The following is a 24,748-nucleotide window of genomic DNA, read 5'->3' as shown; positions in this document are numbered from 1 at the left end:
TAGCAGGCTCTATGCGGTTTGAGGAGGAAAGGTCGGGTAGCGCCCGGCCTTTTGCTTTTTGGTGAGCTCGCGCCTGCTTCAGGACATGTTCTCGCTACTTCGGCTGACAAGGATCTTGTCGATCCGCCGCCCGTCCATATCGATCACCTCGAAGCGGTAGCCGTGAGCCTCGGCGGCATCGCCCTCCTCCGGAGTCTTGCGCAACTGCTGTACGAGAAAGCCAGCTATCGTTTCGAAATCGCCATCAGAATCGATGCCTTCGATGCCGATCTGGAGGTGGATCTCATCGATCGGCGTTCGTCCGTCGACCAGATAGCTGCCGTCGTCGCGCGCACGAATGAGAGCGTGCTCGACATCGTCATAGTTCGAAGGAATGACGCCGACGATCGCCTCGAGGATATCAGCCGTGGTGACGATTCCTTCCGTGCTCCCGTATTCGTCGACGATCATCGCCATGTCGATGCTGGAAGACTTGAAGGCCTCGAGCGCCTTGAGGCATGAAGCCGTCTCCGGCAGGGTCAGGATTTCCCGGACATAGTTGCGCAGGTTGAAGGATCCGCCCGCAGGCGCGTTCAGTATCTCCTTTACCAGAACGGCACCCAGCACTTCGCCGGTCGGACCGTCGATGACAGGGTAACGGGAATGGCCGAACTGCCGAATCTTGCGTCCGATCGCGTCCTGGCCGTCGTTGACGTCGATGAAGCTCACCTCGGTTCGATGGGTCATGATCGATTTGACGTTGCGGTCGCCGAGGCGAATGATGCGACGCAGCATTTCATGTTCGCTTTTTTCGATCGCACCGCTCTCGACCCCCTCAGCCATGATTGCCTTGACTTCTTCCTCCGTCACGTGATCGGCGTCATCGGGCCTCATGCCGAAGAGCCGCATAGCAACGGCGGCAGCCGTCTCGAAAAGATAGACGACCGGCGCCGCGATACGCGAAAGCAACGTCATCGGGCCAGCGACGAACATCGCCAGCGCCTCCGAATTCCGAAGCGCGAGCTGTTTTGGGATGAGTTCGCCGACGACGACTGACAGGAAGGTGATGAGGGTAACGACGAGCGCCACTGCAACCGTGTTGCCGTAGGGGTTGATCCAGGCCACCTCGTTCAGCATTGGCGCTATCTTCGCGGCGATCGTTGCGCCACCATAGGCGCCCGCCAGAATACCGACGAGGGTAATGCCGACCTGGACCGTCGAGAGGAACTTGCCGGGATCCTCAGCGAGCTTCAGCGCGACATCGGCGCGCCGGTTTCCCTGCTTCACCATCTGCCGCAGCAACGGCTTGCTTGCCGCGACAATTGCCATTTCCGATAGCGCGAAGAAAGCGTTGATCAGAAGCAGAAGAAATATAACTAGAAGCTCGGACATGATCTCCGGTTCACCGTTGGCGGGAAGTCACCCCTTTTCAGGAGAGACCTTTCCCCAGATAGGCTACGCAGAAAGGCCGGGCAAGATCACCCCCCTGCAATTCACGTCCTCCCGGATCGGCGGCTGGAGGGGCGCCAAAGGTCACATCTTTCCACCCTCGTTGCCAGACAAGGCCCGGTGGATGCGTTCGCGCCCGTATTTGATTACGTGTTCCATCGCCTGCCGCGCGCCGGTCTCGCTCCTCCTGCCGATTTCCTCGACGATGCGAATATGGTTTCGAGCCACCTCGTCTATGCCGCCCTTGTCGTCCGTCGGCGAGCTCAATCTGAAAACACCGACGAGGGCTGCCTCGATCAGGCTCCCGACCGTACGCAAGAAGGGATTTCCGGATGCATCGAGAACGGCGAGATGGAATTTCAGGTCGGCCACAGCAAGGCTCTCGGCCGTGTGCTTCGCATCGCCCATGGCGACCGCGAGCCGCATCATGGTCGCTATTTCCGCCTCTGACGCATTCCTCGCCGCCAGCGCCGCCGCGTGCGTCTCGAAAGCAAGCCGCACTTCGCTCAGATGATGGAGGAAATCCTCATCGACCCCGCAGGCGAAGTGCCAGGTCAGAATGTCGCTATCGAAGAGGTTCCATTCCTTCCTGGGGGTGACGCGGGTACCGATGCGCGCGCGCGGCACGATCATGCCTTTGGCGGCAAGCGTTTTCATCGCTTCGCGCAGGACGGTTCGCGATACGCGAAAACGCAGCGCCAGTTCAGGGTCGCCGGGCAGGATGCTGCCGACCGGGAACTCTCCCGAGACAATCGCCTTTCCGAGTTGATCCACCACCTGCGCATGGCTTGTCCGCTTCGGCGTGCCGGATATCACCGTCTCAAACAGGCTTTTCACCCCGTCTCCCCCAAGAATGTGCCCCGTCGCTCGCGGCGGATGTGGCGCAGTGGCTGCAACGCCAAACATGGTCCACTCATTGCACCCGCGTCAGAGTCAATCAACACTAGATCGAATAAGCGATTCCTGAAAGTCTCACGAAGTGTCGCAGCGATCAGCGACGGCAAGGACGCGTTCAATCACTCGTTGAGCGAGCATTCGCGTCAAAGCGGCGTCGACTCAGAAACGATGCAAGGAGAGCGCCGGAGCGTATGGCGACATCTGCACGTCCGAGCAGATGCTTCGCAAAGAAGCAAAAACCCCGCGCCAAGGCACGGGGTCTGCTATCGCGCGTCTCTTCGACGCGGCCGTTATCACACGCGCACCGATTATTGCGGCAGCTTGTCGTCGACACCCTCAACGTAGAAGTTCATGCCGAGCAGCGTGCCGTCATCGACCGTCTCGCCTTCCTTCAGCCACGGGCTGCCGTCCTGCTTGTTTAGCGGTCCGGTGAACGGCTTCAGTTCGCCGGACTTGATTTTGGCCTCGGTTGCCTCGGCCATCGCTTTCACGTCGTCCGGCATGTTGGTGTAGGGAGCCATGGTCAGAATGCCGTCCTTCAGGCCATCCCAGCTAGACGTCGACTCCCATTTCCCGTCGAGGAAAGCCTGCGTGCGCTTTACGTAATAGGCGCCCCAGGTGTCGACAATCGCGGTCAGCTGCGTCTGCGGGCCAGCGGCGATCATGTCGGAGGCCTGGCCGAAGGCCTTGATGCCGCGTTCGGCAGCAACCTGCATCGGCGCGGTCGTATCGGTGTGCTGGGTCAGGATGTCGGCGCCCTGATCGATCAGCGCCTTGGCGGCATCGGCTTCCTTGCCGGGATCGAACCAGGTGTTGGCCCACACGACCTTGATCTTGAAATCCGGGTTGACCGATCGGGCGCCGATCACGAAGGAGTTGATGCCCATGACGACTTCCGGAATCGGGAAGGACGCGATGTAGCCGGCCAGGCCCTTCTGAGACATTTTGGCCGCGATCTGCCCCTGGATGTAGCGGCCTTCGTAGAAGCGGCTGTTATAGGTCGCGACGTTCGGAGCCGTCTTGTAGCCGGTCGCGTGCTCGAATTTTACGTCAGGGAATTTCTGCGCGATCTTGATCGTCGCGTCCATGAAGCCGAAGGACGTCGTGAAAATCAGGCCGCAGCCGGAACGGGCCAGGCGTTCGATCGCACGTTCCGCGTCCGGGCCTTCCGGCACGTTTTCGAGAAACTGCGTCTCGACCTTGTCTCCGAGTTCCTTTTCGACTTGCTGGCGGCCGATGTCGTGGGCTTGGGTCCAGCCGCCGTCGGTCTTCGAGCCGACATAGACGAAGCAGACCTTGGCTTTTTCCTGAGCGTCTGCGGCCGACACGACGCCGAGCACGGCCGCTGTGGTTGCGAGGGCGACGAGTAGTTTTTTCATTTTTGACCTCTGTCGGTTTGAGAAATGTCCGTCTGGTTGTTGTTTTTCACCGATCCGGCACAAACGGCTTGCCGAGCGATGCCGGCGTATTGATCAAGGTCATGCGCCGGTTATGCGATATGAGAATGAGTACGATAATTGTCGCGAGATAGGGAAGCGAAGAAAGGAACTGCGAGGGAATGCCGATCCCGAAGGCCTGTGCGTGAAGCTGGCTGATCGAGACCGCACCGAAGAGGTATCCGCCGGCGACCACGCGCCAGGGGCGCCAGGAGGCGAAAACCACGAGTGCTAGCGCGATCCAGCCGCGTCCGGCCGACATGTTCTCGACCCACTGCGGCGTATAGACCAGCGAGAGCTGCGCTCCCGCGAGGCCGGCACAGGCACCACCGAACAGAACGGCAAGGTAGCGGGTGCGAATGACGTCGACGCCGAGCGCGTGCGCCGAAGCGTGACTGTCGCCGACGGCGCGCAGCTTCAACCCCGCACGGCTCCTGAACAGGAACAAGTGGATGCCCGCGACGACCGCGATCGACAGATAGAAGATCGCGTCCTGCCGGAACAGGAGCGGCCCGAGGAACGGGATTCGCGACAGGAGCGGGATCGTAATCGGCTGCAGCTTGATGCCCTGCATGCCGAGAAAGCCCTCGCCAAGCATCCCCGACACGCCGAGGCCGAGCAGCGTCAGCGCCAGTCCGGTCGCCACCTGATTGGCGACCAGCGTGAGCGTCAGGAAACCGAAGAGCAGCGCGAACAGCACCCCTGCGGCAATGCCGGCGAGCACGCCGACATAGGGCGAACCGGTGATTTGCGTGGCTGCGAAGGCTGAGACCGCGCCCATGATCATCATGCCTTCGACGCCGAGGTTGAGCACGCCCGACCGCTCGGCGACGAGCTCGCCGGCGGCCGCGAGGACGAGCGGCGTTGCCGCCGTGATGACGCTCAGGAGAATTGCTTCGACGATGCCCATCAGTGCGCCTCATCCGTCTTGATCGCCGCGAACCGCTCCCACAAAAGCCGGATACGGTAATGAATGAGCGTATCGCACGACAGCACGAAGAAGAGCAGCAGCCCCTGGAAAACGCGCGTGACCTTCTCCGACACGCCGATCGAAAGCTGTGCGGCCTCGCCGCCAAGATAGGTGAGCGCCAGGACGAGGCCGGCAGCGACGATGCCAAGCGGATTGAGGCGGCCAAGGAAAGCGACGATGATCGCGGTGAAGCCGTAGCCGGGCGATATCACCGGCCGCAATTGCTGGATGGCGCCGCTCACTTCCGCGATACCGGCAAGCCCGGCGAGCGCGCCCGAGAACAGCATCGAGAACCAGATCATCTTGCGTGACGAAAAGCCGGCAAAGCGCCCTGCCCGTGCGGATTGGCCAAGCACGGTGATCTCAAAGCCCCTCAAGGTGTAGCGCATCATGAACCAGACGAGGATCGCCGCGACGACCGCGAAGGCGAAGCCCCAATGGGTGCGTCCGGAGGCGATCATCTCCGGGAGTATTGCGTCGGCGCCGAAGGTGCGGGTTTCCGGAAAGTTCATGCCCTGCGGATTGCGCCATGGGCCGCGCACGAGCCAGTCGAGAAAGAGCTGGGCCACATAGACCAGCATCAGGCTCGTCAGAATCTCGTTGGTGTTCATATGTGCTTTCAGGAAGGCCGGCGCCGCGGCGAAGAGCGCGCCGCCGATCATGCCGAAAAGCATCATCAGCGGCAGCACCACCGGCGACTGCCAGTCATAGAAGACGACCGGCAGGATCGAGCCGGCGATCGCTCCCATGATGAATTGCCCTTCCGCACCGATGTTCCAGTTATTGGACCGGAAGCAAACGGATAAACCGACGCCGATCAAAATCAGCGGCGCGGCCTTGATCGCCAATTCATGGAGCGACCACACTTCGCTCAAGGGTTCGACGAAGAAGCTGTAGAGCGCCGTGACGGGGTTCTTGCCGAGCAACGCGAACATGATGCCACCGAAGACGATGGTCAGTGCAAAGGCGATGAACGGCGAAAGCACGGAGAACAGCGTCGAGATTTTGGGGCGCTTTTCGAGTTCAATGCGCATGGGGAGCTCCCGCGCCTTCGGTCTTGCCGTACATCCCGCCCATCAAGAGGCCGATCTTCTCACGTGAGAGTTCGCGCGCCGGACAGGGGTCGGAAAGACGCCCCTCGCTGATCACCGCGATCTCGGTCGCCACTTCGAAGATCTCATCGAGGTCCTGGCTGATCACCAGCACCGCCGAGCCCGCCTTGGCAAGATCGACCAACGCCTGGCGGATGCGGCTCGCCGCCCCAGCATCGACGCCCCAGGTCGGCTGGTTGACGACAAGCACGGCCGGCTGGCGGTCGAGTTCTCGGCCGACAATGAACTTCTGCAGGTTGCCGCCGGAAAGCGAACCGGCCGGCGGATCCTCACCGCTCTTGCGGACGTCCATCGCTTCGGCAATCCGCTTCGTTGCGGCCTTGACCGCACCTTGCCGGATGATTTTGAGAAAACCGCCACCGAGAAAGGCGCGCCGGTCCGACTGATTGCGGGCGAGCACGAGATTATCGGACAGCGAGAGCGTCGAGACGGCGGCATGACCATGCCGCTCTTCCGGCACGAAGCCCGCTCCCATCAGCCGGCGAGCGTTGATGTTGCGGGTCCCGACCGGCTTCTGACGGATCTGGATGGCGTTGTCGTCGGCCACCGGATACTCGCCGGAAAGGGCGTCGAAAAGCTCGCTCTGACCGTTGCCGGCGACACCGGCGATCGCCAGGACCTCGCCCGCCCTGACCTTGAGGCAGATGTTCTTCAGGGAGACCGCGAAGGGCGTTCGCGCCGACACGGAAAGGTGGCGCGCCTCCAACTGCACGTCGCCCCTGGTGTTTGTTCCTTCCGGTGTGACGATGGCCACGTCGCTGCCGACCATCATGCGCGCAAGCGAGGCGGGCGTTTCCGCGCGCGGATCGCAGGCCCCCGTGACCCTGCCGTGCCTGAGCACCGTTGCCCGGTCGCAAAGGCGCTGTACCTCCTCCAGGCGATGGCTGATGTAAAGGACGGATCTCCCTTCCGACTTCAACTTGAACAGCGTTTCGAACAGACGATCCGCCTCCTGCGGCGTCAGCACCGAAGTGGGCTCATCGAGGATGATGAGCTGTGGGTTCTGCAGAAGCGCTCGCACGATCTCGATCCGCTGCCGTTCGCCGACCGAAAGATCTGCGACATGCGCTTTCGGATCCAGTGGCAAGCCATAGACGCGCGACAGATGCGAAGCCTCCTCGGCGACGCGGGCGAGCGAGACGTTACGGTCCATGGAAAGCGCGATATTCTCGGCGACGGTCAGCGCCTCGAACAGGGAGAAATGCTGGAAAACCATGCCGATGCCGAGCTTGCGCGCGTCACTCGGACTGGCGATGCGGACGATCTCGCCGTTCCAGGCGATCTCGCCGGCCGTCGGCGCAAGCACGCCGAACAGCATCTTCACCAGAGTGGACTTTCCAGCTCCGTTTTCGCCAAGCAGCGCGTGGATCTCTCCGGGCTCTATCTGCAGATTGATCGCATTGCAGGCTGCGAACGAGCCGAACAATTTCGTCAGGTTGCTCACGGCCAGCAGCGGACCGCTCGCAGTTTGTCCCTTAACAGGCACGCTGCCCTCTTTCCCCTCTTTGATTCCGCCGGCCTTCAATGCTTCAGTCAGGGAATCAGCAATGTCGTTCCACTCGTTTTTCTTGTTTCGAGATCTGTATGCGCCCGGCCGGCTTCGGCGAGCGGATAAGTCTGATTGATATTGATACGCACTTTGTTGCTTTGCACAACATCAAACAGGGAATTTGCGCACGCCTCCAGTGCCGGTCGGGTCGCGATATAGGTGAACAGCGTCGGGCGGGTCGCATAAAGCGCCCCCTTCTGGGCCAGGATGCCGATATTGAATGCCTCGACCGCTCCCGACGAATTGCCGAAACTGACCCAGAGACCGCGTGGTTTGAGGCAGTCGAGCGAGCCCGGATAGGTGTCGCGGCCGACCGAGTCGTAAACAACGTCTACGCCGCGCCCTCCCGTCAGTTCCTTGACGCGCGCGACGAAGTTCTCGCTGCGATAGTTTATGACGTGGTCGTAGCCATGGGCGAGCGCCAGATCGATCTTCTCCTGCGATCCCGCCGTCCCGATCACCGTGGCGCCAAGCGCCTTTGCCCATTGCCCGGCGATAAGCCCGACGCCGCCGGCGGCCGCGTGGAAGAGCAACGTCGTCTCCGGACCGACTTTGAACGTCTGGTTCAAGAGATATTGTGCGGTCATGCCCTTCAGCATCATCGCGGCGGCCGTCTCCAGACTGATCCCATCCGGCACTTTCACGAGCTGCGCGGCATCGACGTTGCGTTCGCTCGCATAGGCGCCGTCGGCGGAGGCATAGGCAACCCGGTCGCCGACCGAAAACTGGTTGACGCCGTCGCCGACCGCGGTCACGACGCCCGCCCCTTCCTTGCCCGGAACGAACGGCAGGCCGGTTGCCGATTTGTAGAGGCCGGTGCGGAAATAGACGTCGATGAAATTGAGGCCGATCGCCACCTGCCGGATCTGCACCTCGCCCGGTCCGGGCGGCGCCAACGTCACGCCTTCCATCTTCAGAACTTCCGGGCCGCCGAGTTCGCGAACGACGATCGCCTGTGCCATGACCAAACTCCTCTAAGCAATTGGATGGAATGCGGGCGGAAAACCGCGGACCCTTCTTCGTCCCGCTCTAAACACGCCCAAGATTGGGAAAAAGCTGCAGGACGAAACCGATGACGTAGAGATAGAGCCCGGTCGCAACCACGCCAATGACCACCCATGGCGGCGTCTCGAAATGCAGGAGCAAGGCGTACATGCCGAGAACGGACCAGGCGAGGAAGACGCCGAGATTGAGCGGCCTCAGCCTTTTAACGCGCACCGGATGCAGGAAATTGATCGGCAGGAACGTGAGCATCACAGACAGGAAAACCACAACCGATGCAGTCACTTCGCTCGCCTGGATGACAAAAAGGGTGAAGACGATCATGTTCCAGACGACCGGAAATCCGGAGAAGAAATACTCGTCCGTTTTCATGCCCATATCGGCATAGTAGATAGCGCTCGATACGACGATCGCTCCGGCTGCGACGAATGACCAGGGCTCGCCGATCATGCCGCTTTGGTAGAGCGCGAAGGCCGGCAGGAGCACATAGGTGACGTAGTCGATGACGTTGTCGAGCGTGTCGCCCGACCAGTTCGGCAAGACTTCCTTGACCTGCACCTTGCGCGCAATCGGACCATCGATGCCGTCGACCAGCAGCGCCAACCCGAGCCACCAGAACATATCGATGAAACGGTGCTCGGCCGCCGCGACGACTCCGAGGAACGCCAGGAACGAGCCGGATGCAGTGAGGATATGCACGGAAAAGGCGCGGATTTCGGCGTAAGGAACGCGTCTATAGTTGAAGAACTTCATGTGCGAGCGCCGCCCGTCCCCTTTGTCCGGTCCCTTGTGCCACCGGTCACCGCTGCTGTCGGCAATCGGCGCCACTTTGGCGGTAATATGCACCGTTTGCGGAGCATCGCCAGCAAAATCCGACCATTTGGCCCATTGGGCGGTATTGTTCTGTGGACATGGGGCGACCGCCTCCGCGCTGATTTGAGCCCATTTATTTCAATAGGCTAAGCGGGTAGAACAACAACAAGAGATCAAGAGAAAAGGCGGGCCACCGCCGGGAGGTCCTGTCGGCCATGGATCATTACGACATCGTCATAATCGGTGCGGGACTTGCGGGCTCGCTGGCCGCGATCGCATTGGCCCGGGAGGGCCACCGCGTCGCTCTCGTGGGGCCTAGACCGGCCATCGCCGACGGCCGCACCACCGCGCTCATGGACCAGTCGATCGAGTACCTCAAGAAACTCGGCCTTTGGGACGAGGTCGCGCCACTGACAGCGCCGCTCGTCGCCATTCACATCATCGACGGAACCAAGCGCCTCTTGCGGGCACCGCCCGTCAACTTCCGCGCCCCGGAAGTCGGTCTCGAAGCCTTCGGCTATAACATTCCGAACGCGCCCTTCCTTGAAATTCTGGAAAAACACGAGGCGAGCCTGCCGACGCTCGACCGCATTCCGGTGGCAGCGACGACCTTCGATTTCGGCGAGCTCGAAGCGCGTGTCGGCCTTGGTGATGGGCGAGTAATCAGCGCAGATCTGGTCATCGGCGCCGACGGTCGGCGCTCGGCCGTCAGGGAAGCGGCGGAGATAGACACCTTCACCTGGTCCTATCCGCAGACGGCGGTCGTATTGAACTTCGCCCATGAGCTGCCGCACCAGGAGGTGTCGACGGAATTTCATACGGAAAGCGGACCGTTCACGCAGGTTCCCCTTCCCGGCAACCGCTCGAGCCTCGTCTGGGTGCAGAAGCCGCGCGATGCGGAAGAGACGCTCAGGCTCGCGCCCGAGGTATTGTCGCGCACCATCGAGGACCGAATGCAATCGATTCTCGGCAAGGTAGTCGCCGAAGGCATCCCGCAATCCTTTCCGCTCTCGGGCCATACGGCCCGCCGCTTCGGCAAGGGCCGCGTGATGCTGGTCGGCGAGGCCGCCCACGCCTTCCCGCCGATCGGTGCCCAGGGGCTCAACCTCAGTCTTCGCGACGTCATGACCGTCGTCGAACTCGTCGGTCCGACCACCGGCGGCCGCCTGCCGGCGGACACAGGCGACCGATTCGACGGCCGGCGGCGCATCGATATCGTCAGCCGGACAGCGAGCGTGGATCTGCTCAATCGGTCGCTGCTCTCCAGTTTCCTGCCGGTTCAGGCCTTGCGGGCCGTCGGACTGCAACTTCTTTCTTCCGCGGGTCCCCTGCGCGGCCTGCTGATGCGCGAAGGCATCCATCCGGGCAGTGCTCTGCAGTCCATCAAGGAGAGCCTACGGGAACAGATCAGCCGGAAGCGCGCCTGACCGCACGAGGTAGAGAAGACCCGTGACCGTTGCCACGGAAAGCAGCGTCGTGATCAGGATCGTTGCGGATGCGCGTTCCTGCCAGACCCCGTATTGGTGGCCGATGACGAAAACATTCGTCGCCGTCGGCAGCGCGGCAAGCAGCACGGCCGTCTGCATCCAGATCGGATCGTAAGTGCCGCCGAGGCTCAGCGCCAGATACATCAGCACCGGATGCAGGATGAGCTTCGCCGGAACGGTATAGCCGATCTCGGCTGGTATCCGCTTGAGCGGCCTCAGCGCGAGTGTGACGCCCATGGCAAACAGCGCGCAGGGAGCGGCCGCCTGCGCCAGGTAATCGATCAGGCGCTGCACCGGCGCCGGTGGCTCAAACGCCAGGAAGGCCGCGGCGACACCCGCAAATGTCGACAGGATGAAGGGGTGAAGCGCGATACGGCGGGCAATGCCGAGCAAAAGGGCCGCAAGCTTCCGCTTGCCGCCACCGCCGATCGCCATCATAGCGGGCGCAACCGTGAAATGCGCCGCATTCTCGAAGCAGAAGATCAGCGCCACGGGAACAGCGGCTTTCTCTCCGAATGCAAGCAGCGCGAGACCCGGTCCCATATAGCCGATATTGCCGTAGGCGCCGGCGAAGCCCTGGATCGTCGCCTCGGCAATCGTGCTGCGGCGCAGGAAGAGGCCGACCGCGAAGATCAGCGCAAAGACGACATAGGTGGTGCCGACGCTGGTGAGAATGAAATCCGCGCGTGTGAGCTCGTCGATCGGCGTGCGCGAGACCAGCTTGAAGAAGAGTGCCGGCAGCGCGAGATAGACGATGAAGGTGTTCATCCACCCCATTGCTTCGCCGGGATGGTCTACGATACGCGCGGTCATGTAGCCGAGAAAGATCAGACCGAAGAACGGCAGCACCAACCCTGCGATTTCCGCCATCACGTTCCCCCTGGCCCGGCGACATACATGCAGGAAGCGTGCTTAGCCGATTTGCGACAGGACAGGGAAGGTCTGCTGGAACCAGATCGCGACCGAGCTGATGAAGCCGAAGAGGAAGGCAAGGCCTGCCGCGACGAGCAAGCCGCCCATCAGCTTCTCGACGAGACCGAGATGGTGGCGGAAGCGCGAAAGGAAGCGCATGAAAGCGCCGGAAAAGCCGGCCGCGATCCAGAACGGAACGGCGAGACCGAGCGAATAGATCGCAAGCAGCAGGGCGCCGTCGGCGACCGTATCGCGGGCGGCGGCGACACCGAGGATGGTGCCGAGCACGGGGCCGATGCAGGGCGTCCAGCCGAAGGCGAAGGCAAGCCCCATTATATAGGCGCCCGATAGCGTCGCCGGCTTGCCGCCGTGAAAGCGCGCCTCGCGGGCGAGCAGGCCGATGCGGAAGACGCCGAGGAAATGCAGCCCCATGACGATGATGATGATGCCGCCGATCCGCGACAAGAGATCGATGTGCTGCCTCATCAAGAGGCCGATCGACGAAGCCCCCGCCCCTAGAGCAACGAACACGGTCGCAAAGCCGAGCGTGAAGAACAGCGCCGACGGCAGGACGGCCCTGCGCGTGCTGGCGACTGCCGCTGCATCCCCACCACGAAACTGATCGACGGAAACGCCGGCCATATAGCAGAGATAAGGTGGAACGAGAGGCAAGACGCAGGGCGACAGGAATGACAGAGCGCCCGCGACAATGGCGGTCCAGATGGAAATATCGGCGATCGACAAGGTCTTAGAACTCCGGCGCTCGGCTTGCCGCCTTCTTTACCCACATGTATACATTGAAACCAATCACCTTTTGGCGAGCATTTTGCCGCATCGCACGGGCAGCAAAATCGACCTTGGCAACGCCCGCCGAAGAGAATGGAGCGCCGCGCCTCGACCGAACCTATAATGATGGGTTTAGTCGTAATTTTTGGGTTGACCGAGGCGAAGCGCGCGTGCATATGTCCGGCCACTTCCGCCGGGCTCGCAAGCCACGGCATGGGAGCGCGTAGCTCAGTCGGTAGAGCAACTGACTTTTAATCAGTAGGTCCAGGGTTCGAATCCCTGCGCGCTCACCAAAAATATCAATTCAGTGTAGTACGGAAACGTAATCGAAACGGTTTCGTTGGTGCATCGAAATTTTTGCGTGTTTCTTTGCGCATACTGGGTATTCGCTCTGCCCAGGTCACGGCATCTTTCCCCATATCCGCGCCGTCGAAAATCAAGCTCCGCGCCACCGAGGTCCCCAACCCGTACTTCAGCCGCTCTCATCCGCCCGGCCACACCAATTCGCGCACGATCCCGGCCGTGGAGGGCACCACTGCGTTGGGGACGCAATGCTGTTGTGGGAAAGTATCTTCAAGCTCCTGAAACCGGCGTGTCGATTTCGGCCGATCCCGTTCGATTAAGACGGAGCGCCGTGAGCCGGTCAAAGGAGAGACAAGTATGGCTGCCATTGAGCATTCCAAACAAGTCGAACTACAGTCGCCGCACCTCATTGTCGTGCGCACCTTGCAAGCCGTGTGGATGCTGCTGAAGCATCAGAGAAGGTACCGCCGAAGCTTGAGCGAACTCTCGCGGTTTGACTCTCGCCTGCTCCGTGACATCGGCTTGGAGAATGGCGAGCAAGCAAAGCGAAGCGAACAAGAGGCACTATAAGCAGAACGGCCAGGATTTTTTGTCGAATCGCGGTCTCCAACTGCGACTAACATCGACAGCACCATGGAGAACCTGATGCGCTACCTTTGTCTCTTCTACATCGATCAAATCCTTGCTGATGCCGCCAGCAAGGAGGAATGGGCCGAGATCGACCGGGAGTCCCTGGCTTCCAATGAAGAACTCAAACGATCAGGCCACTATCTCGCCTCCAACGCTCTTGCCGATCCAAAGACCGCAAAGACATTGCGCGTTCGCGCCGGCAAGGCGAGTTGGACCGATGGTCCCTTCGCGGAGACCAAGGAGCATCTGGGTGGCTTCCTGCTCATCGAAGCCAGGAATCTTGCGGAGGCAATGGAGATCGCGGAGCGGGACTCGCTCGCTCGGATGGGGGCAATCGAGGTGCGCGAGACCGCCGGCTTTTAGATTTGAAGTATCCGCGTAAGGCCGGCACCGGCCCCAGGCTTCCTGGCTTGGCAAGTTTCACCCCCTTCGGCGGGGCGCGTGATTTCTTGCCGCCTCCGCGGAATTGCCCCAAGGTTAATTGTCATCGTCGCGACCGAGGGGGATCACCATGCAACGCGCCGCAATTCTGGCTGTTATCTTCGCCTCACTCTGCGCCCCTGCCGTTGCGCGGTCCAAAGCTACGGAATACCTCGTTGCCGAGCAGATTGCCGAAGCTTGCGGCGGGGCGGGCGGACAGATCGATCCCGCCGCGGTTATCGAGCAGGACCTCACAGGCGATGGGAAGGACGATCTGATCATCAGCCACGAAGGCATAAGCTGCGCGGGCGGCGGGCGAAGCAGCTTTTGCGGCGCGCAGGTCTGTGCCTTCAATGTCTATGTCCGGCGGGGGGCGCTGCTCGAACTCGCAAAGGAAATGCTCGGCACGATGGTAAGCGTGGACGGTTCCAAAATACCTTCCATCCGCTGGCACGGCCACGGCGGCGCGGAGCATCTCTTACGTTGGGACGGCTCTAGTTTCCGCTGATGAATATACGGTCAGTGTCCCACCGATTTTCTTCGCGGTGCGCCGGTCTTTCCCGGCGTACAAATCGGAGCAGAGAGGGCAAAAACAACGAGGAAACATAGAATCCCTGTGATCAGCCTCGCATAACGGAGTTTCGAACTATTATCTTCAATCGGCTACGACGAATTCAACCTTTATTCGATCCGGATCTTCAACGAATAAAGCGTAACAATCCTTTCCTCCGTCGCAAAAGGATATCTCTCGTCGTATAGATTGCGAACATTATTCTCAATGCAATATTGCCTTAATGTATCGACGGCATCCCTGCTTTTGACTTTGAAGGCGAGATGGTTAAGACCGACGCCGCATCGATGATATGGGTGTGATTTATACTTCTCGGCAACCTGCACAAAGGTTAGGTACGCATCCACACCGTCGCTGAGCGTAAATCCGTCGTCCCAACGGCCTGTTTCTTCGTAACCGATCTTGGCGAGGATGTTTGCCCAGAACGCATGCGAAGCATCGAGGTTTGAAACATAGATTTCCACATGATGCAGCATTTTTACCTCAACGAAGTTGAACAGAATCACAAAAGGGCGGTCGATCAGGCGCGAAGGCTTGGGCGTATGCTCGCCCGCAAGCCACGCCTGACCGCCGGGGCTCCCAAGCTGCCTCGCCGATGCGCGCATTTCCACTTTGAATTGCGAAAACGGCATGGCATGTTTCGGCCGCGCGTTTTTAGCTCAGGGGTTGCAGGTGCCGATGTCGGACGAACTGTTCTATCTTCTGTTTCTGTTCGGATTCTACGCAACGACAGTCGTTACCTATTTCGCCCTTGGTTATGGTCTCACCTGGGTCAACGACCGCAATCCTGAGCGAAAGATTCAGAAGGGGCGCGGTTCCGACAAGCGTCGGAATGCGGAAATCCGCCAGAGCCTGGCTTCGATGTTCAGCGCTTGCCTGCCTCTGACGATCGGCCTCTACGCCCAGCAAAAAGGTTGGGCGCTGGCGCCCTGGGCCTTCAATTGGTGGGCGGCGGTACCGCTCTTTGTCCTCTGCATGTTTCTCTATGATACCTGGTTCTATTTCATGCACCGGCTGCTGCACACGCAGTGGCTCTACCCGCTGCACGCACTTCATCATAAGAGTGTCGCACCAACGATCTGGAGCACCTATTCGGAGGATGTTCTCGACAATTTTCTACTGCAGGGTTTCTCAGCCGCAATCGTTTTTGTTGTGCCGTTTCCGCCGGCGATTCTCATTGGACAAAGGTTGTTCGAACATTTCAACGGCATGTTCGGACATTGTGGGTTTGAGTATTTCGCCTCATCGACGGCGCGTTATCCGTCCCCCTTGCTGTGCACGACTTTCCACGATCAGCATCATTCGGGATTTCGATACAACTACGGCAACTACTTCTCGTTCTGGGATCGCGTGCTGGGCACGATTTCGCCAAACTACGACCAGCGCGTGAAGAAGTTCGAAGAGGAGGGACCGCCGCTCAAATTCAGTCAGACCATTGACGGCGATCTGCGTCAGGGCGCCGACCATCGCCCGGAGAAAGAAGGTTGCGCCTCCGAAGAGCGACCAACCATACCTCAACCCGACGTTCTTGTTCGCAACAAGGTCCTCAACACGTCTCAGCGTGAGAAAAATGGCGGAGACAGTCAGCGGCAAGCCGTTGACCGCTGCAACTCTTAGCGGCATCGACAAGACGATATCCACACCTTCTGAGTCATGGCTCCGCTACGGGCAATGCGCATAGGGCGGCGGGCCGTGCTGGATCGCGCGACTCTGGAGCTGGAGACGGTAGAAAGCGAGCACCTGGTTGGTTTTGACATAGGTGGGGTCGGTCTCGTTGCTCCAGAGATGGAAGATCGAGGCGTCGCTCGGGGTCAGCGTGGCATTGGGGTCGCCCTGAACACCCTTCCACGTCGCCTGCGGCACGGGCGTGGAAAAGAGCGAGGGATCGATCACCATCTGCTGCGTCCAGAACCAGCCCCGGCGCACGCACAGTGTCGGCGCGACATGCCAGCCCCAGTTCACGAAGCAGTTGGGATGGTTCTTGGTGGCGACGTGCAAGCTACCCTGTATCCACACCTTGCGCGGCTTGCGGCCCATGTTGATCATCAGCCGGCACATTTCGTGCGCGCGGGCCCAGCAGCCGTCATCAGGATAGAGAAAAGGGATGCAGGGGACTGGAACGGTGAGCGGCGGGCAAGTTGTCGCGCTCATCGCATCGAAAATCTGCCGGGCAGTCGCTTTCGAAACGCAGCGAAACCACCACCAGGGCCAGATCGGCCAGCGCCAGATCCAGTCGAGCAGACGCTTCCACCACGGCCATTCGAAAGGCTGCAGATCGGGTTTGGGCCACGGCGGCAGCGGCGCCTCATCGGGGCCGGGCGTGTAACCACGAACGTCGATGATGTTGTGCGCATCATCCTCAGTGATGATGAGCAACTGCCCCGTGTCGAGCGCGGTTCGCAGCAACGGCTCGAGCGTCGCGAAATCGGGATTGTCGCGCCTCAGGACATGGCGTGCGTGCGACCTCTCGAGCATGGTCTCATAGCCCTGGTCGCTCGGACGCATGCTCATCGGGCGCGTCACGTGCGGGATCAGCAGCCGTGTGATCGCCGCGGTGTTAGGATCAATCTCCAGATAGACCGGCGCCTTGAGCCTGGAGAGCCCGTCAAGCACCTGCACAAAGCCGCTCGATCGGGGATCGCTCGGGTCAAGCCGGGCGCGGCGCCCGCCTTCGAGTTCGACCCAAAGCCCCGCGCGCAGCAGCTCTTCAGCGGGCCGGTCGAGCGGCGGATCGAAATCAATGCGGGTGGAAACTATCGCATTGGGATTTGGCATGGCGCACCTCCCGATAGATGCGCCAGAATATCAGAGCGATGCGCGCCTGTCCTTGCGTCAACACACGCAAGGATTTCACCGCCAGCGGCGGACTAGGCGGCGCCACCCGGTGAAGTTCACGCCAACCGGCTCAGAAGTTAAAATAGATGGTGACCCCTGGCCGCCGATGATAGCGGTAATAGTCACGGTAGCCGTAGTACCCGTAATGGCGAGGATAGCAGCGACCGTAATAATGGCAGGAACGCCGTGCGTACCGTCTGTTCCAGTGACGATCCGCGCGCCAATGGCGATGGCGCCAGTGCCTGACCTCTTCGACAGCGCCAGCCTGCGCATGCTCCGGCTTAGGCACAAAGATCGGCGCCGCGTTTAGCGGTAAGGCGAAAGACGCAGCCAACACTACGGCTGGAAGGGCGAAGAAGAGCTTATTCATTGTGGAATCCTCCTCACTCCTATCAGACTAAGCCATTGAATCTGAACTGCCGATGAACAGCTGCGCGCCCCATCGCGGGCCGCGTTCTCTATCATCCTGCGTGCCTTGATCGGCATAGCAGAAGCTATGACCTCAAACGCATCTTCGGAAGAAGATCAGCCAATGTGACCGGCCGAAGGTCTCTGGCATCGACGCCGACGTCGAACTGCCGCGGCAGCGGCTTCAATCTGCCATGGGAGTGGCCGTGCAGATTGATCGACTTCTTGCCCATCTGGTTCCAGGTGCGGAACGGATAATGACAGAGGATGAGCAATTGCCCGTCGACTGTCAGTTCCGCGTAGTGCTGGGTGCTTTGCCAGCCGCTCGCGTTGACCGTATCGACCGGGTCGTTGTTGCCCACGATCAGATGCTTCCTGCCGTTTAGCCGCGAGAGCAGATCCTCCGCGGAACCTATTCTCTTCGAGGCGAAATCGCCCAGATGCCAAACATCGTCTTCCGGCGACACCGTTTCGTTCCAGTTGGAGATCAGGGCGGCATCGTGTTCGGCCATATTGGAGAAAGGCCGGCGATCGATGCGAAGCACCCGCGGGTCGCCAAAATGCGTGTCGCTTGTAAAATAAATCATCTTGCTGATCGCTGCCGGTCCTGAGCCTAATCCAGAGAGAGGTTATGACAGCCCGCCGCAATTGCGGGAGACTCGGAAGATAATCGAAGGGATCGAGCCAGGCGTTGAACATATCGAGACGGCTGCGGAAGTTCACCAGGTGCCCTAAGGGCGCTGACGGCGCAGCAATGACGACATGGCGGCCACCGAACCGGTTCACAGATTATTTCAGGTCGTATATCTTTATTACCAAACATTCACTCGCATAGAACAGTAACTCCAAGGAACAAATAGAGGCAAGGCGTCGTTGTTTCCCTGTACAGAAAGGGAGTAGGACAAATGAATTCCAAGATTCTTCTTGTTTCCGCGATCGCGACAGGCATGTTTGCCGCGCCCGCTATTGCGAACGACACCAACAGAGCTGCGGTCACTGGCGCCGCAGGCGGAGCTGTTACTGGCGCAATTATCGGTGGGCCCGTTGGAGCTGCCGTAGGTGGCGCTGTTGGTCTGGTGGCCGGTGCCGTTATCGCGCCCCCGCCGCAGCAGGTGGTTACATATGTGCGGCAGCAGCCGGTTCCGACGGACACCGTGACCATCCAGCAGCCAATCGCAGTCGGTCGACCGTTGCCGCGCGAGATCGTCTTGACGCCGATCCCGGAGAATCCGGCCTATGCATATGCCGTGGTTAATCACCAGCGCGTGATCGTCGATCCGAAGACCTACACGGTCGTACAGGTCGTGCAGTAGGGTCCTCGCGGGCTCCCCTTTGGAGGGAGCCCCTATTCTCTCGCTCCGGAAACGGAGGTCCGCCGCAGCAAGGCTAAGGGGTGTGGCGCATACACATCGGCCGGCGGTAAAAACTCGGTACGCCGCGAATCCCTCTTCCGTCCGAATCAGATTCGTTCTCTATCGAACGGGAACCAGGAAACTTCCCGGCCGTTTCCTTTTCGGTTCGATTCCGGAGGATCACCGCCATGTTCGCCGCTTTGTTGATCGCCTCGCTCGTGGCACCTTCGAACACCGTGTCCACTTCCGCGTCCGTCGAAGATCTGCAGACCGATTTCGAGACGGCTGTCGCCTGCCGCCAGATCGACGGACGGAACGTCTGGAAGGGGGAGCTGGCCTATTACATCCAGTCCTATGTCTACGAGGGCGACGCCGCAGCTTCTGCCGACGTGGCCGAAGTGGCCGATGCGGTTCTCCCGGAAGACAATAGCGCCGAAACCGTCAGGGAATTCGAAGAGGCCTGCGCCATGGCCGGTTCCGGCGGACCGCATGCGCAAAAGTGAGCGATTAAAAGGCGCCTCACGATAACCGTTCGCCGCCCTCCGTCGCGACGCCTGCACGGTTGGCGCTTCGCATCTTCAACGGGCTTGCTTGATATTCGCGCCGATAGGCTCGCGAGAATGCAGAAAGGCTGTCGAAGCCGCAGCGCAATGCAATATCGCGTATGGGAATACCGGAATCGCGAACGAGTCGATGGGCGACCTGCAATCTCAGTCGCAAATAATAGGCACCGGGACTGGTAGAAAGCCCCTTTGCAAAGAGCGTCTCGAGTTTCCGCTGCGAGATCGACAGCCGGCGCGCCACCGCCGTGACCGTCATCGGCCGCTCCAGCGTGCGTTCCATGAGCCTTATGGCTGCGGCAAGCTCCGGGTCGCGCGCCTCTATGCGCCCAAGCGAAACGAATGGCTGGATATCCGTGGGGCTGTGCATCTGGTCGTAGACGAAGATGCTGGCGACATCGAGGGCGAGTGCCGGGCCTAGGCTCTCGGTGATCAGATGCAGCATCATGTCGAAGGTGGGCGACGCGCCGCCGGAGGTCCAATATTTGCCGTCGGTTACGAAGCGGTCGCCAATGACCTCCAGCTCCGGAAAGGCTCGGGCGAAATCCTCGAGTTCTTCCCAATGGGCGGTGGCCTTCCGGCCATTGAGCAGGCCGGAGCGCCCGAGCAACCAGCAACCCGATTCGATGCCCGCGACGACGTCGAAGTGCCGGGCGCATTCCTGCAGTGTGGCAAGAAAACGTTTGCCCGCATGCCTCTGCAGGTTGAAGCCGCCGATGACGAGAAGGAGGTCGCCGCCGAGCGGCAAAGAAAAGCGGCCGTTAACAGCGATCGGAACGCCACAGGTCAGCATGACGGCCTGGCCATCGCCCGACAGCAGCCGCCAGCGGAAGACCTCGCGGCCCGCCACCCGATTTGTGGCACGCATCGGATCAAGGACAGAGGCGAGCGACATGATCGACGATTCCGGCAGAACGACCACCACCACCTCAATCGAAGATCGTCCTTTCACAGGTGTCTTCATGCGCACAACGTCAAATTTTCTGCGCAACTTGTCAATTCGCCGGCAACCGTTCAGGCATTATCGATGGGCAATCGATCTCCGCGGCGCGGCGTCTACGGCCCCGCTTAGGAGATGTTCCCCTTTCCGCTTATTCGGAATGGGCCGGCGGGAGCCAAACCGCTGGCCCTTTTTTCGTTTTTGTAAAAAGTGGGTGATTCGGCGGGCGTTGTTTTTCGCAGACTCGCCACCGATATGTTGCTACTCTCCGAGGCACAACAGGAGGCATCTGTGATGATCAGAAACGTGCTTGTTGCAATCTTCGGCGTGATGGTCGGGGCGGCCGCCCATGCGGCGGACTTGACGCAAGCACCGAAGCCCGCGCCCGTTGTTGAGACGATGCCGGGCTTCGTCTGGACGGGTGGCTACGTCGGCCTTCAGGGCGGCGGCGCCTGGCTGAACAGTGACCTCAGCGTTCCTGGCGACAGCGCCTCCGAGGACTTCAATGGAGGCCTACTCGGTGCCTTCGCCGGCTACAATTACCAGATGGGCGATTGGGTCGTCGGCATCGAGGGCGATGTCAGCTACAACTGGAACGACAACAGCTTCACGGTGTTCGGCGCGAATACCGAAGTCGGTACGGACGTCTCCGGATCGGTCCGCGGACGCGTCGGCTATACGCTGACCGACAGAGCGCTGCTCTACGGGACCGGCGGCTGGGCCGTGACGCGCGGTTTCGTCGACGTCGCCGGCGCGCCGAAGGAAAAGGAGACCTTCAACGGCTGGACCATCGGTGGCGGCGTCGATTACGGCTTCTCCGACAATGTCTTCGGCCGCGCCGAATACCGCTACAATGATTTCAGCGACAAGGATGTCGGCGGCGTCAATGTCGATCTCGACCAGCACCAGTTCACCGTCGGGGTCGGCGTGAAGTTCTGATTGCCACCGTCGTCGCGATCACAGCCCCGGCAGCGCCCGGGGTTTTTTTGGAGGTAGACACAGCCTCCGCGCCCAAACACCCTGAAAGGACAGGCGCAGGCACAAAGAGAGACCCGCATTCAAAACGCTGTGACGGTATATCTGGGAGGAAGGATGGGCAAATTTTTGGAGTTTCTAGGCGGCGTCATCGTTATCGGCACACTCGTTCTGCTGGCAATGACACTGATCCCTTCGCTCGACATGAACACCCTTGTTGCAATCCTCCCATGGGCCTTCCCCGCAATCGCCGGAGGCCTCATCCTCGTCGCTTTCGGCTCGATGCTCGATCACCTCGCGGCCATTCGCTCAGCGGCCGAGAGGCAGGCCGACATTTTTCAGCAGCTAATCGAGCGGCGAAACCCGGCGAAGAAGGAGTAAGGAATGGCGCCTGCGTCTTGGTTTCGAACTGCGTTGGCAAGAAAAGAGCTTCGGAATTGGCGTGCTTGTCTACTCTTTCCCTACCGATGGCTGCGACCTGATCGGACGGCTGCTTTTGGCGCGCACTGGCAGAAGGCCGTGGCGGACCTGGAGCGCCTGAGCGGGGGCAGGCTTCCGAAACAGAACCCCGCTGTTGTGGCGAGAACTATTCGCGTCGGTAAGAGCAATCTGTCCAAGAAGCGTTACTGTGGCGGGTGATCCCGGACATACCCAGATTGGGCTAGGCTATATTCAGGAAATTTGAAGTATCTTCGAACGGGTGCGGAACGTTCTGAGGATGAAACGTGCCCAACCAGCTCCGGCTAACCCAATTGGATGAGGAACAAGCGTTCCCCCCTTTTTATGAGGCGCCGATGCCTCGATTTGCTCACATTCGCCTCACCAAGATGAGGGATGGATAAAGCAGGCATCGCTTTTCTGGCGCTTATTCTCGTCCTCGTCGCTATCGTGATGAGCATCCTGGCGATCGATCGAGGGGCGGATGCTCCTGACAAAAGACCAGCACTACAGCGCCGTGCGTCTTTTCAGACGCACAAAGGACGCTGTAGCACTTTGAATTGCTGCATGTTTTTGTCCTTAAATCGGGTACGATTTAAGGAAACATGCAGTAGCCCCCCAGACGAGCCCCCGATTAGATCGTATGCACCCGTCTGGATTTACCTTCTTCTCTGTCAGGGATGCTAGTGATGGTGACGCCTTCGTGAACATCCTAACCCCTCACTCCGCACTTGATGAGCATTTGGACGAAATTAACGTTCAAGATCAACCATTTAGAAAGCGGTTGGCGACCCCTGCAGGACTCGAACCTGCGACAACCTGCTTAGAAGGCAGGTGCTCTATCCAGCTGAGCTAAGGGGCCGTCGGGCAGTTGCCCTTGACCGGGCGGCCATGAACCTCAATGGGTCCAGGGCTGCATCCGGTTGAAACGGAAATTGTCCGAATAGGACACATTCTTGCGCGTCGGGTCCTTCGGCGCGATCACGCGGTATTCGATTCCGTTGCGCTCGGCATAGGCGATCGCCTGCTCTGCGCTTTCGAAGGTCAGCCGCAACTGCTGCCGCGTGTCGCCGGAGCTCGTGTATCCCATGAGCGGGTCAATCGTGCGCGGCTTTTCCGGATCGAACTCCAGCACCCACAGATGCGTCTTGGCCTTGCCGGACTGCATGGCTGTCTTTGCGGGACGATAGATCTTCGCGGACATTGTTTCGAACGGCTCCCGTTTATCCACCTCAGCGCCTTGAATTCGTGCGCAAATCTCCCCCCGGTCAATGCAGACCTAGGGAATCATGCGGTCGCGGGCGCAGTTTCCCGCCCCGTCATCCGTCTTCCCTTAGCGCAGAATGAATTAAAACGGAATGACTTCCGACAGGAAAATACCGCTTTTTCAAGCCCCTGCCTTCGTGGACCAGGCGACGCATCCGCTCGCGGCTTGCTGCAGCCACAATGCACTCTCAGTGCTCCCACAAGACACGACGGCGCGTCAGCGGGCAACGTAAAAAATGTGAATGATTTTCGAGGGGTTAAGTGGTCGGAGTGGAGAGATTCGAACTCCCGACCCTCTGGTCCCAAACCAGATGCGCTACCAGACTGCGCTACACTCCGTACCAACGAGGGCGGAAATACACGCTTCGTCCCTCACCTGCAACATCAAATTTCGGCAAGTATCAGCCGACGCGGGCGCTCATTGCGCCCCATCGGCAGCCGGTATGCCGCTGCCCCTCACCCGGTCGCCGGGTCTTATGCCGAGCCGTTTCACCGTGCCGGCATTGAGCTCCAGCACGAAAGCCACCGGCTCCCTCGAATCGATGATCGCCTCTGAGAGGGGGACGGCGTTCTCGTGGATGGTTCGAACCGTGCCGTCTTCCGCGATGAAGAGCATGTCCAGCGGCAGATAGGTGTTCTTCATCCACATTATCACCCGTCGGGTCTCGCCGAAATCGAACAGCATGCCGTGTTCGGCCGCCATCTGGCGGCGATACATCAGGCCCTGCTCGCGCTGATCCGGGTCGATCGCGAGCTCGACGGTGAGATCATGTGCCCGCCCATCCGCGGTGATCAGCCTGAGCTTGTCTTTCGCAAAGGAAACCTCAGCCGCGACCGAAGTTGCGAGGACGAAGAACAAAAAAAGCGCCGCCACGGCGCTTCTTGCAACAGTTCCGAAGATCCCGGACATCAGTGCGACCGAGTGGTGGGCGTCGGGCCGTCCGGATGTATTTCCGCAGCCATCAATCCCTTCTCTCCGTCGCCGAATCGGCAGAGCACCACTTGCCCGGGGCGTAGCTCCGTCAAGCCAAAGCGACGTAGGGTTTCCATATGGACGAAAATGTCCTCGGTGCCCTCACCCCGCGTCAGGAAGCCAAACCCCTTGGTGCGGTTGAACCACTTCACCAGCACCCTTTCCAATCCGCTCGTCGGCGTGACCTGGACATGCGTCCTCACCGGCGGAAGCTGAGATGGATGGACAGCGGTCGACTGGTCCATCGAGAGGATGCGGAAAGCCTGGTAGCCACGGTCCCGCTTTTGCACAAGCGCGACGACGCGCGCACCTTCCAACACCGTCTGATAGCCATCGCGCCTGAGGCAGGTCACATGCAGGAGCACGTCCTGCATACCGTTGTCCGGAACGATGAAGCCGAAGCCCTTGGCTACGTCGAACCACTTGATGACGCCGGTAATTTCGATGAGATCAAGGGCGTCGTTGCCAAAGTCGCCATTTTGGATGACGTCTTTCGAAGATGTTCTGTCCGCCATTCTCCCAGCCCCTCGTTACGCGCAACTCTCGATACGGTTAACTGATTCTTATGGACCAGAATAACATCGTCCCGCCGCGCATGCGCAAGTCCCTCGACATATTTTGGCCGGGGTCGTTTATGGGGACGCAGCCTTGCCTCTAGCTTGCTGTGGCTTAAGTATACGCCATC

Annotated in this window: 27 protein-coding genes and 3 tRNA genes; 10 read left to right on the top strand and 20 right to left on the bottom strand. The window is 60.2% G+C overall.

The genetic code is table 11. The features are described 5' to 3' along the window. Window positions 1-78 precede the first annotated feature (78 nt). The 8 genes from M728_RS06965 to pcsA form a co-directional block, all read right to left on the bottom strand. Entirely contained in the window at window positions 79-1,371 is a 1,293-nt protein-coding gene (locus tag M728_RS06965; RefSeq protein WP_026623212.1) for a hemolysin family protein, read from the bottom strand. Between the two features lie 141 nt (window positions 1,372-1,512). Continuing rightward, window positions 1,513-2,265, bottom strand: a complete 753-nt coding sequence (locus tag M728_RS06960) for a FadR/GntR family transcriptional regulator (protein WP_026614174.1) — start codon at window positions 2,263-2,265, stop codon at window positions 1,513-1,515. A gap of 368 nt (window positions 2,266-2,633) precedes the next feature. Next, complete coding sequence (locus M728_RS06955; RefSeq protein WP_026623213.1) at window positions 2,634-3,704, bottom strand: BMP family ABC transporter substrate-binding protein; 1,071 nt, start codon at window positions 3,702-3,704, stop codon at window positions 2,634-2,636. Between the two features lie 46 nt (window positions 3,705-3,750). Continuing rightward, window positions 3,751-4,671: an ABC transporter permease gene (locus M728_RS06950; protein WP_026623214.1), complete on the bottom strand. Its 921-nt coding sequence runs from the start codon at window positions 4,669-4,671 to the stop codon at window positions 3,751-3,753. After that, window positions 4,671-5,765 carry an ABC transporter permease gene (locus tag M728_RS06945; protein WP_026623215.1) on the bottom strand — a complete coding sequence of 365 codons (1,095 nt, stop codon included), beginning with the start codon at window positions 5,763-5,765 and terminating at the stop codon, window positions 4,671-4,673. Before M728_RS06945 ends, M728_RS06950 begins: the two co-directional genes overlap by 1 nt. Then, a complete protein-coding gene (locus M728_RS06940; RefSeq protein WP_026623216.1) occupies window positions 5,755-7,329 on the bottom strand; it encodes an ABC transporter ATP-binding protein in 1,575 nt (524 codons plus the stop codon). Before M728_RS06940 ends, M728_RS06945 begins: the two co-directional genes overlap by 11 nt. Window positions 7,330-7,376: 47 nt before the next feature. Next, the gene (locus M728_RS06935) at window positions 7,377-8,354 is read right to left on the bottom strand and encodes a quinone oxidoreductase (RefSeq protein ID WP_026623217.1); all 978 of its coding nucleotides are present in this window, start codon (window positions 8,352-8,354) and stop codon (window positions 7,377-7,379) included. Between the two features lie 67 nt (window positions 8,355-8,421). Further along, on the bottom strand, window positions 8,422-9,147 hold the full coding sequence (pcsA, locus tag M728_RS06930; protein WP_026623218.1) for a phosphatidylcholine synthase: 726 nt from the start codon (window positions 9,145-9,147) through the stop codon (window positions 8,422-8,424). A 275-nt stretch (window positions 9,148-9,422) separates the two neighbouring features. On the opposite strand from pcsA, the gene M728_RS06925 reads away from it, so the two are divergent. Continuing rightward, complete coding sequence (locus M728_RS06925; protein WP_026623219.1) at window positions 9,423-10,634, top strand: UbiH/UbiF family hydroxylase; 1,212 nt, start codon at window positions 9,423-9,425, stop codon at window positions 10,632-10,634. Here the strand turns inward: M728_RS06925 and M728_RS06920 are convergent. Next, window positions 10,602-11,564: an AEC family transporter gene (locus M728_RS06920; RefSeq protein ID WP_026623220.1), complete on the bottom strand. Its 963-nt coding sequence runs from the start codon at window positions 11,562-11,564 to the stop codon at window positions 10,602-10,604. The two genes, M728_RS06925 and M728_RS06920, sit on opposite strands and share 33 nt — an antisense overlap. Before the next feature lie 42 nt (window positions 11,565-11,606). After that, on the bottom strand, window positions 11,607-12,350 hold the full coding sequence (locus M728_RS06915; RefSeq protein WP_026623221.1) for a cytochrome c biogenesis CcdA family protein: 744 nt from the start codon (window positions 12,348-12,350) through the stop codon (window positions 11,607-11,609). Window positions 12,351-12,609: 259 nt separating this feature from the next. On the opposite strand from M728_RS06915, the gene M728_RS06910 reads away from it, so the two are divergent. The 4 genes from M728_RS06910 (at window position 12,610) to M728_RS06895 (ending at window position 14,253) form a co-directional block, all read left to right on the top strand. Beyond that, a tRNA-Lys gene (locus M728_RS06910) sits at window positions 12,610-12,685 on the top strand. A 367-nt stretch (window positions 12,686-13,052) separates the two neighbouring features. Continuing rightward, window positions 13,053-13,265, top strand: a complete 213-nt coding sequence (locus M728_RS06905) for a DUF1127 domain-containing protein (RefSeq protein ID WP_026623222.1) — start codon at window positions 13,053-13,055, stop codon at window positions 13,263-13,265. Window positions 13,266-13,340: 75 nt separating this feature from the next. Further along, window positions 13,341-13,688 (top strand): YciI family protein, encoded by a 348-nt coding sequence (locus M728_RS06900; RefSeq protein WP_026623223.1) that lies wholly within the window; start codon window positions 13,341-13,343, stop codon window positions 13,686-13,688. Between the two features lie 148 nt (window positions 13,689-13,836). Further along, window positions 13,837-14,253 carry a hypothetical protein gene (locus M728_RS06895; protein WP_026623224.1) on the top strand — a complete coding sequence of 139 codons (417 nt, stop codon included), beginning with the start codon at window positions 13,837-13,839 and terminating at the stop codon, window positions 14,251-14,253. Between the two features lie 173 nt (window positions 14,254-14,426). On the opposite strand, the gene M728_RS06890 is transcribed toward M728_RS06895, so the two are convergent. Further along, on the bottom strand, window positions 14,427-14,948 hold the full coding sequence (locus M728_RS06890) for a hypothetical protein (protein ID WP_245269843.1): 522 nt from the start codon (window positions 14,946-14,948) through the stop codon (window positions 14,427-14,429). On the opposite strand from M728_RS06890, the gene M728_RS06885 reads away from it, so the two are divergent. Continuing rightward, window positions 14,947-15,933, top strand: a complete 987-nt coding sequence (locus M728_RS06885; protein WP_245269844.1) for a sterol desaturase family protein — start codon at window positions 14,947-14,949, stop codon at window positions 15,931-15,933. The genes M728_RS06890 and M728_RS06885 overlap by 2 nt on opposite strands. Before the next feature lie 45 nt (window positions 15,934-15,978). Here M728_RS06885 and M728_RS06880 read toward each other — a convergent pair whose 3' ends face one another. The 3 genes from M728_RS06880 to M728_RS06870 all read right to left on the bottom strand — a co-directional run bounded on the left by M728_RS06880 (window position 15,979) and on the right by M728_RS06870 (window position 18,146). Continuing rightward, window positions 15,979-17,091: a protein-glutamine glutaminase family protein gene (locus M728_RS06880; RefSeq protein WP_026623225.1), complete on the bottom strand. Its 1,113-nt coding sequence runs from the start codon at window positions 17,089-17,091 to the stop codon at window positions 15,979-15,981. Window positions 17,092-17,221: 130 nt separating this feature from the next. Further along, window positions 17,222-17,521 carry a hypothetical protein gene (locus M728_RS06875; RefSeq protein ID WP_084044700.1) on the bottom strand — a complete coding sequence of 100 codons (300 nt, stop codon included), beginning with the start codon at window positions 17,519-17,521 and terminating at the stop codon, window positions 17,222-17,224. Between the two features lie 124 nt (window positions 17,522-17,645). Continuing rightward, window positions 17,646-18,146: a metallophosphoesterase family protein gene (locus M728_RS06870; RefSeq protein WP_026623226.1), complete on the bottom strand. Its 501-nt coding sequence runs from the start codon at window positions 18,144-18,146 to the stop codon at window positions 17,646-17,648. Window positions 18,147-18,464: 318 nt separating this feature from the next. Here M728_RS06870 and M728_RS06865 point away from each other — a divergent pair, with 318 nt between their 5' ends. Next, complete coding sequence (locus tag M728_RS06865; protein WP_026623227.1) at window positions 18,465-18,872, top strand: DUF1236 domain-containing protein; 408 nt, start codon at window positions 18,465-18,467, stop codon at window positions 18,870-18,872. A 227-nt stretch (window positions 18,873-19,099) separates the two neighbouring features. Next, entirely contained in the window at window positions 19,100-19,414 is a 315-nt protein-coding gene (locus M728_RS06860; RefSeq protein ID WP_026623228.1) for a hypothetical protein, read from the top strand. Between the two features lie 16 nt (window positions 19,415-19,430). On the opposite strand, the gene M728_RS06855 is transcribed toward M728_RS06860, so the two are convergent. Beyond that, on the bottom strand, window positions 19,431-20,435 hold the full coding sequence (locus tag M728_RS06855) for a GlxA family transcriptional regulator (protein ID WP_026623229.1): 1,005 nt from the start codon (window positions 20,433-20,435) through the stop codon (window positions 19,431-19,433). A 270-nt stretch (window positions 20,436-20,705) separates the two neighbouring features. Between M728_RS06855 and M728_RS06850 the strand changes: the two genes are divergently transcribed. Together M728_RS06850 and M728_RS06845 are read left to right on the top strand one after the other, a co-directional pair. Next, entirely contained in the window at window positions 20,706-21,350 is a 645-nt protein-coding gene (locus M728_RS06850) for an outer membrane protein (protein ID WP_026623230.1), read from the top strand. Between the two features lie 153 nt (window positions 21,351-21,503). Then, complete coding sequence (locus M728_RS06845; protein ID WP_026623231.1) at window positions 21,504-21,767, top strand: hypothetical protein; 264 nt, start codon at window positions 21,504-21,506, stop codon at window positions 21,765-21,767. A gap of 842 nt (window positions 21,768-22,609) precedes the next feature. Here M728_RS06845 and M728_RS06840 read toward each other — a convergent pair. The 5 genes from M728_RS06840 to M728_RS06820 form a co-directional block, all read right to left on the bottom strand. Then, window positions 22,610-22,686: transfer RNA gene (locus M728_RS06840), tRNA-Arg, on the bottom strand. 36 nt (window positions 22,687-22,722) lie between these two features. After that, window positions 22,723-23,028 carry an ETC complex I subunit gene (locus tag M728_RS06835; RefSeq protein ID WP_026623232.1) on the bottom strand — a complete coding sequence of 102 codons (306 nt, stop codon included), beginning with the start codon at window positions 23,026-23,028 and terminating at the stop codon, window positions 22,723-22,725. A 324-nt stretch (window positions 23,029-23,352) separates the two neighbouring features. Further along, window positions 23,353-23,429: transfer RNA gene (locus M728_RS06830), tRNA-Pro, on the bottom strand. A 79-nt stretch (window positions 23,430-23,508) separates the two neighbouring features. Continuing rightward, window positions 23,509-24,000, bottom strand: a complete 492-nt coding sequence (locus M728_RS06825) for a DUF192 domain-containing protein (RefSeq protein WP_026623233.1) — start codon at window positions 23,998-24,000, stop codon at window positions 23,509-23,511. Beyond that, window positions 24,000-24,578: a cold-shock protein gene (locus M728_RS06820; RefSeq protein WP_026614195.1), complete on the bottom strand. Its 579-nt coding sequence runs from the start codon at window positions 24,576-24,578 to the stop codon at window positions 24,000-24,002. Before M728_RS06820 ends, M728_RS06825 begins: the two co-directional genes overlap by 1 nt. Window positions 24,579-24,748: the final 170 nt, after the last annotated feature.

This window comes from Ensifer sp. WSM1721 (genome assembly GCF_000513895.2).
GTDB lineage: Bacteria > Pseudomonadota > Alphaproteobacteria > Rhizobiales > Rhizobiaceae > Sinorhizobium.
Note: the sequence above shows the minus strand (reverse complement) of the source record. Positions and strands in the feature narration are given on the sequence as shown.

Excerpts from the sequence above, each read along its gene's own strand:
- M728_RS06920 (WP_026623220.1), bottom strand. The coding sequence starts at position 11,564 with ATGGCGGAAATCGCAGGGTTGGTGCTGCCGTTCTTCGGTCTGATCTTT.
- M728_RS06895 (WP_026623224.1), top strand. The coding sequence starts at position 13,837 with ATGCAACGCGCCGCAATTCTGGCTGTTATCTTCGCCTCACTCTGCGCC.
- M728_RS06820 (WP_026614195.1), bottom strand. The coding sequence starts at position 24,578 with ATGGCGGACAGAACATCTTCGAAAGACGTCATCCAAAATGGCGACTTT.
- M728_RS06865 (WP_026623227.1), top strand. The coding sequence starts at position 18,465 with ATGAATTCCAAGATTCTTCTTGTTTCCGCGATCGCGACAGGCATGTTT.
- M728_RS06905 (WP_026623222.1), top strand. The coding sequence starts at position 13,053 with ATGGCTGCCATTGAGCATTCCAAACAAGTCGAACTACAGTCGCCGCAC.
- M728_RS06955 (WP_026623213.1), bottom strand. The coding sequence starts at position 3,704 with ATGAAAAAACTACTCGTCGCCCTCGCAACCACAGCGGCCGTGCTCGGC.
- M728_RS06890 (WP_245269843.1), bottom strand. The coding sequence starts at position 14,948 with ATGCCGTTTTCGCAATTCAAAGTGGAAATGCGCGCATCGGCGAGGCAG.
- M728_RS06845 (WP_026623231.1), top strand. The coding sequence starts at position 21,504 with ATGGGCAAATTTTTGGAGTTTCTAGGCGGCGTCATCGTTATCGGCACA.
- M728_RS06825 (WP_026623233.1), bottom strand. The coding sequence starts at position 24,000 with ATGTCCGGGATCTTCGGAACTGTTGCAAGAAGCGCCGTGGCGGCGCTT.
- M728_RS06875 (WP_084044700.1), bottom strand. The coding sequence starts at position 17,521 with ATGAATAAGCTCTTCTTCGCCCTTCCAGCCGTAGTGTTGGCTGCGTCT.
- M728_RS06860 (WP_026623228.1), top strand. The coding sequence starts at position 19,100 with ATGTTCGCCGCTTTGTTGATCGCCTCGCTCGTGGCACCTTCGAACACC.
- M728_RS06855 (WP_026623229.1), bottom strand. The coding sequence starts at position 20,435 with ATGAAGACACCTGTGAAAGGACGATCTTCGATTGAGGTGGTGGTGGTC.
- M728_RS06965 (WP_026623212.1), bottom strand. The coding sequence starts at position 1,371 with ATGTCCGAGCTTCTAGTTATATTTCTTCTGCTTCTGATCAACGCTTTC.
- M728_RS06835 (WP_026623232.1), bottom strand. The coding sequence starts at position 23,028 with ATGTCCGCGAAGATCTATCGTCCCGCAAAGACAGCCATGCAGTCCGGC.
- M728_RS06945 (WP_026623215.1), bottom strand. The coding sequence starts at position 5,765 with ATGCGCATTGAACTCGAAAAGCGCCCCAAAATCTCGACGCTGTTCTCC.
- M728_RS06925 (WP_026623219.1), top strand. The coding sequence starts at position 9,423 with ATGGATCATTACGACATCGTCATAATCGGTGCGGGACTTGCGGGCTCG.
- M728_RS06900 (WP_026623223.1), top strand. The coding sequence starts at position 13,341 with ATGCGCTACCTTTGTCTCTTCTACATCGATCAAATCCTTGCTGATGCC.
- M728_RS06950 (WP_026623214.1), bottom strand. The coding sequence starts at position 4,671 with ATGGGCATCGTCGAAGCAATTCTCCTGAGCGTCATCACGGCGGCAACG.
- M728_RS06850 (WP_026623230.1), top strand. The coding sequence starts at position 20,706 with ATGATCAGAAACGTGCTTGTTGCAATCTTCGGCGTGATGGTCGGGGCG.
- M728_RS06880 (WP_026623225.1), bottom strand. The coding sequence starts at position 17,091 with ATGCCAAATCCCAATGCGATAGTTTCCACCCGCATTGATTTCGATCCG.
- pcsA (WP_026623218.1), bottom strand. The coding sequence starts at position 9,147 with ATGAAGTTCTTCAACTATAGACGCGTTCCTTACGCCGAAATCCGCGCC.
- M728_RS06885 (WP_245269844.1), top strand. The coding sequence starts at position 14,947 with ATGGCATGTTTCGGCCGCGCGTTTTTAGCTCAGGGGTTGCAGGTGCCG.
- M728_RS06870 (WP_026623226.1), bottom strand. The coding sequence starts at position 18,146 with ATGATTTATTTTACAAGCGACACGCATTTTGGCGACCCGCGGGTGCTT.
- M728_RS06935 (WP_026623217.1), bottom strand. The coding sequence starts at position 8,354 with ATGGCACAGGCGATCGTCGTTCGCGAACTCGGCGGCCCGGAAGTTCTG.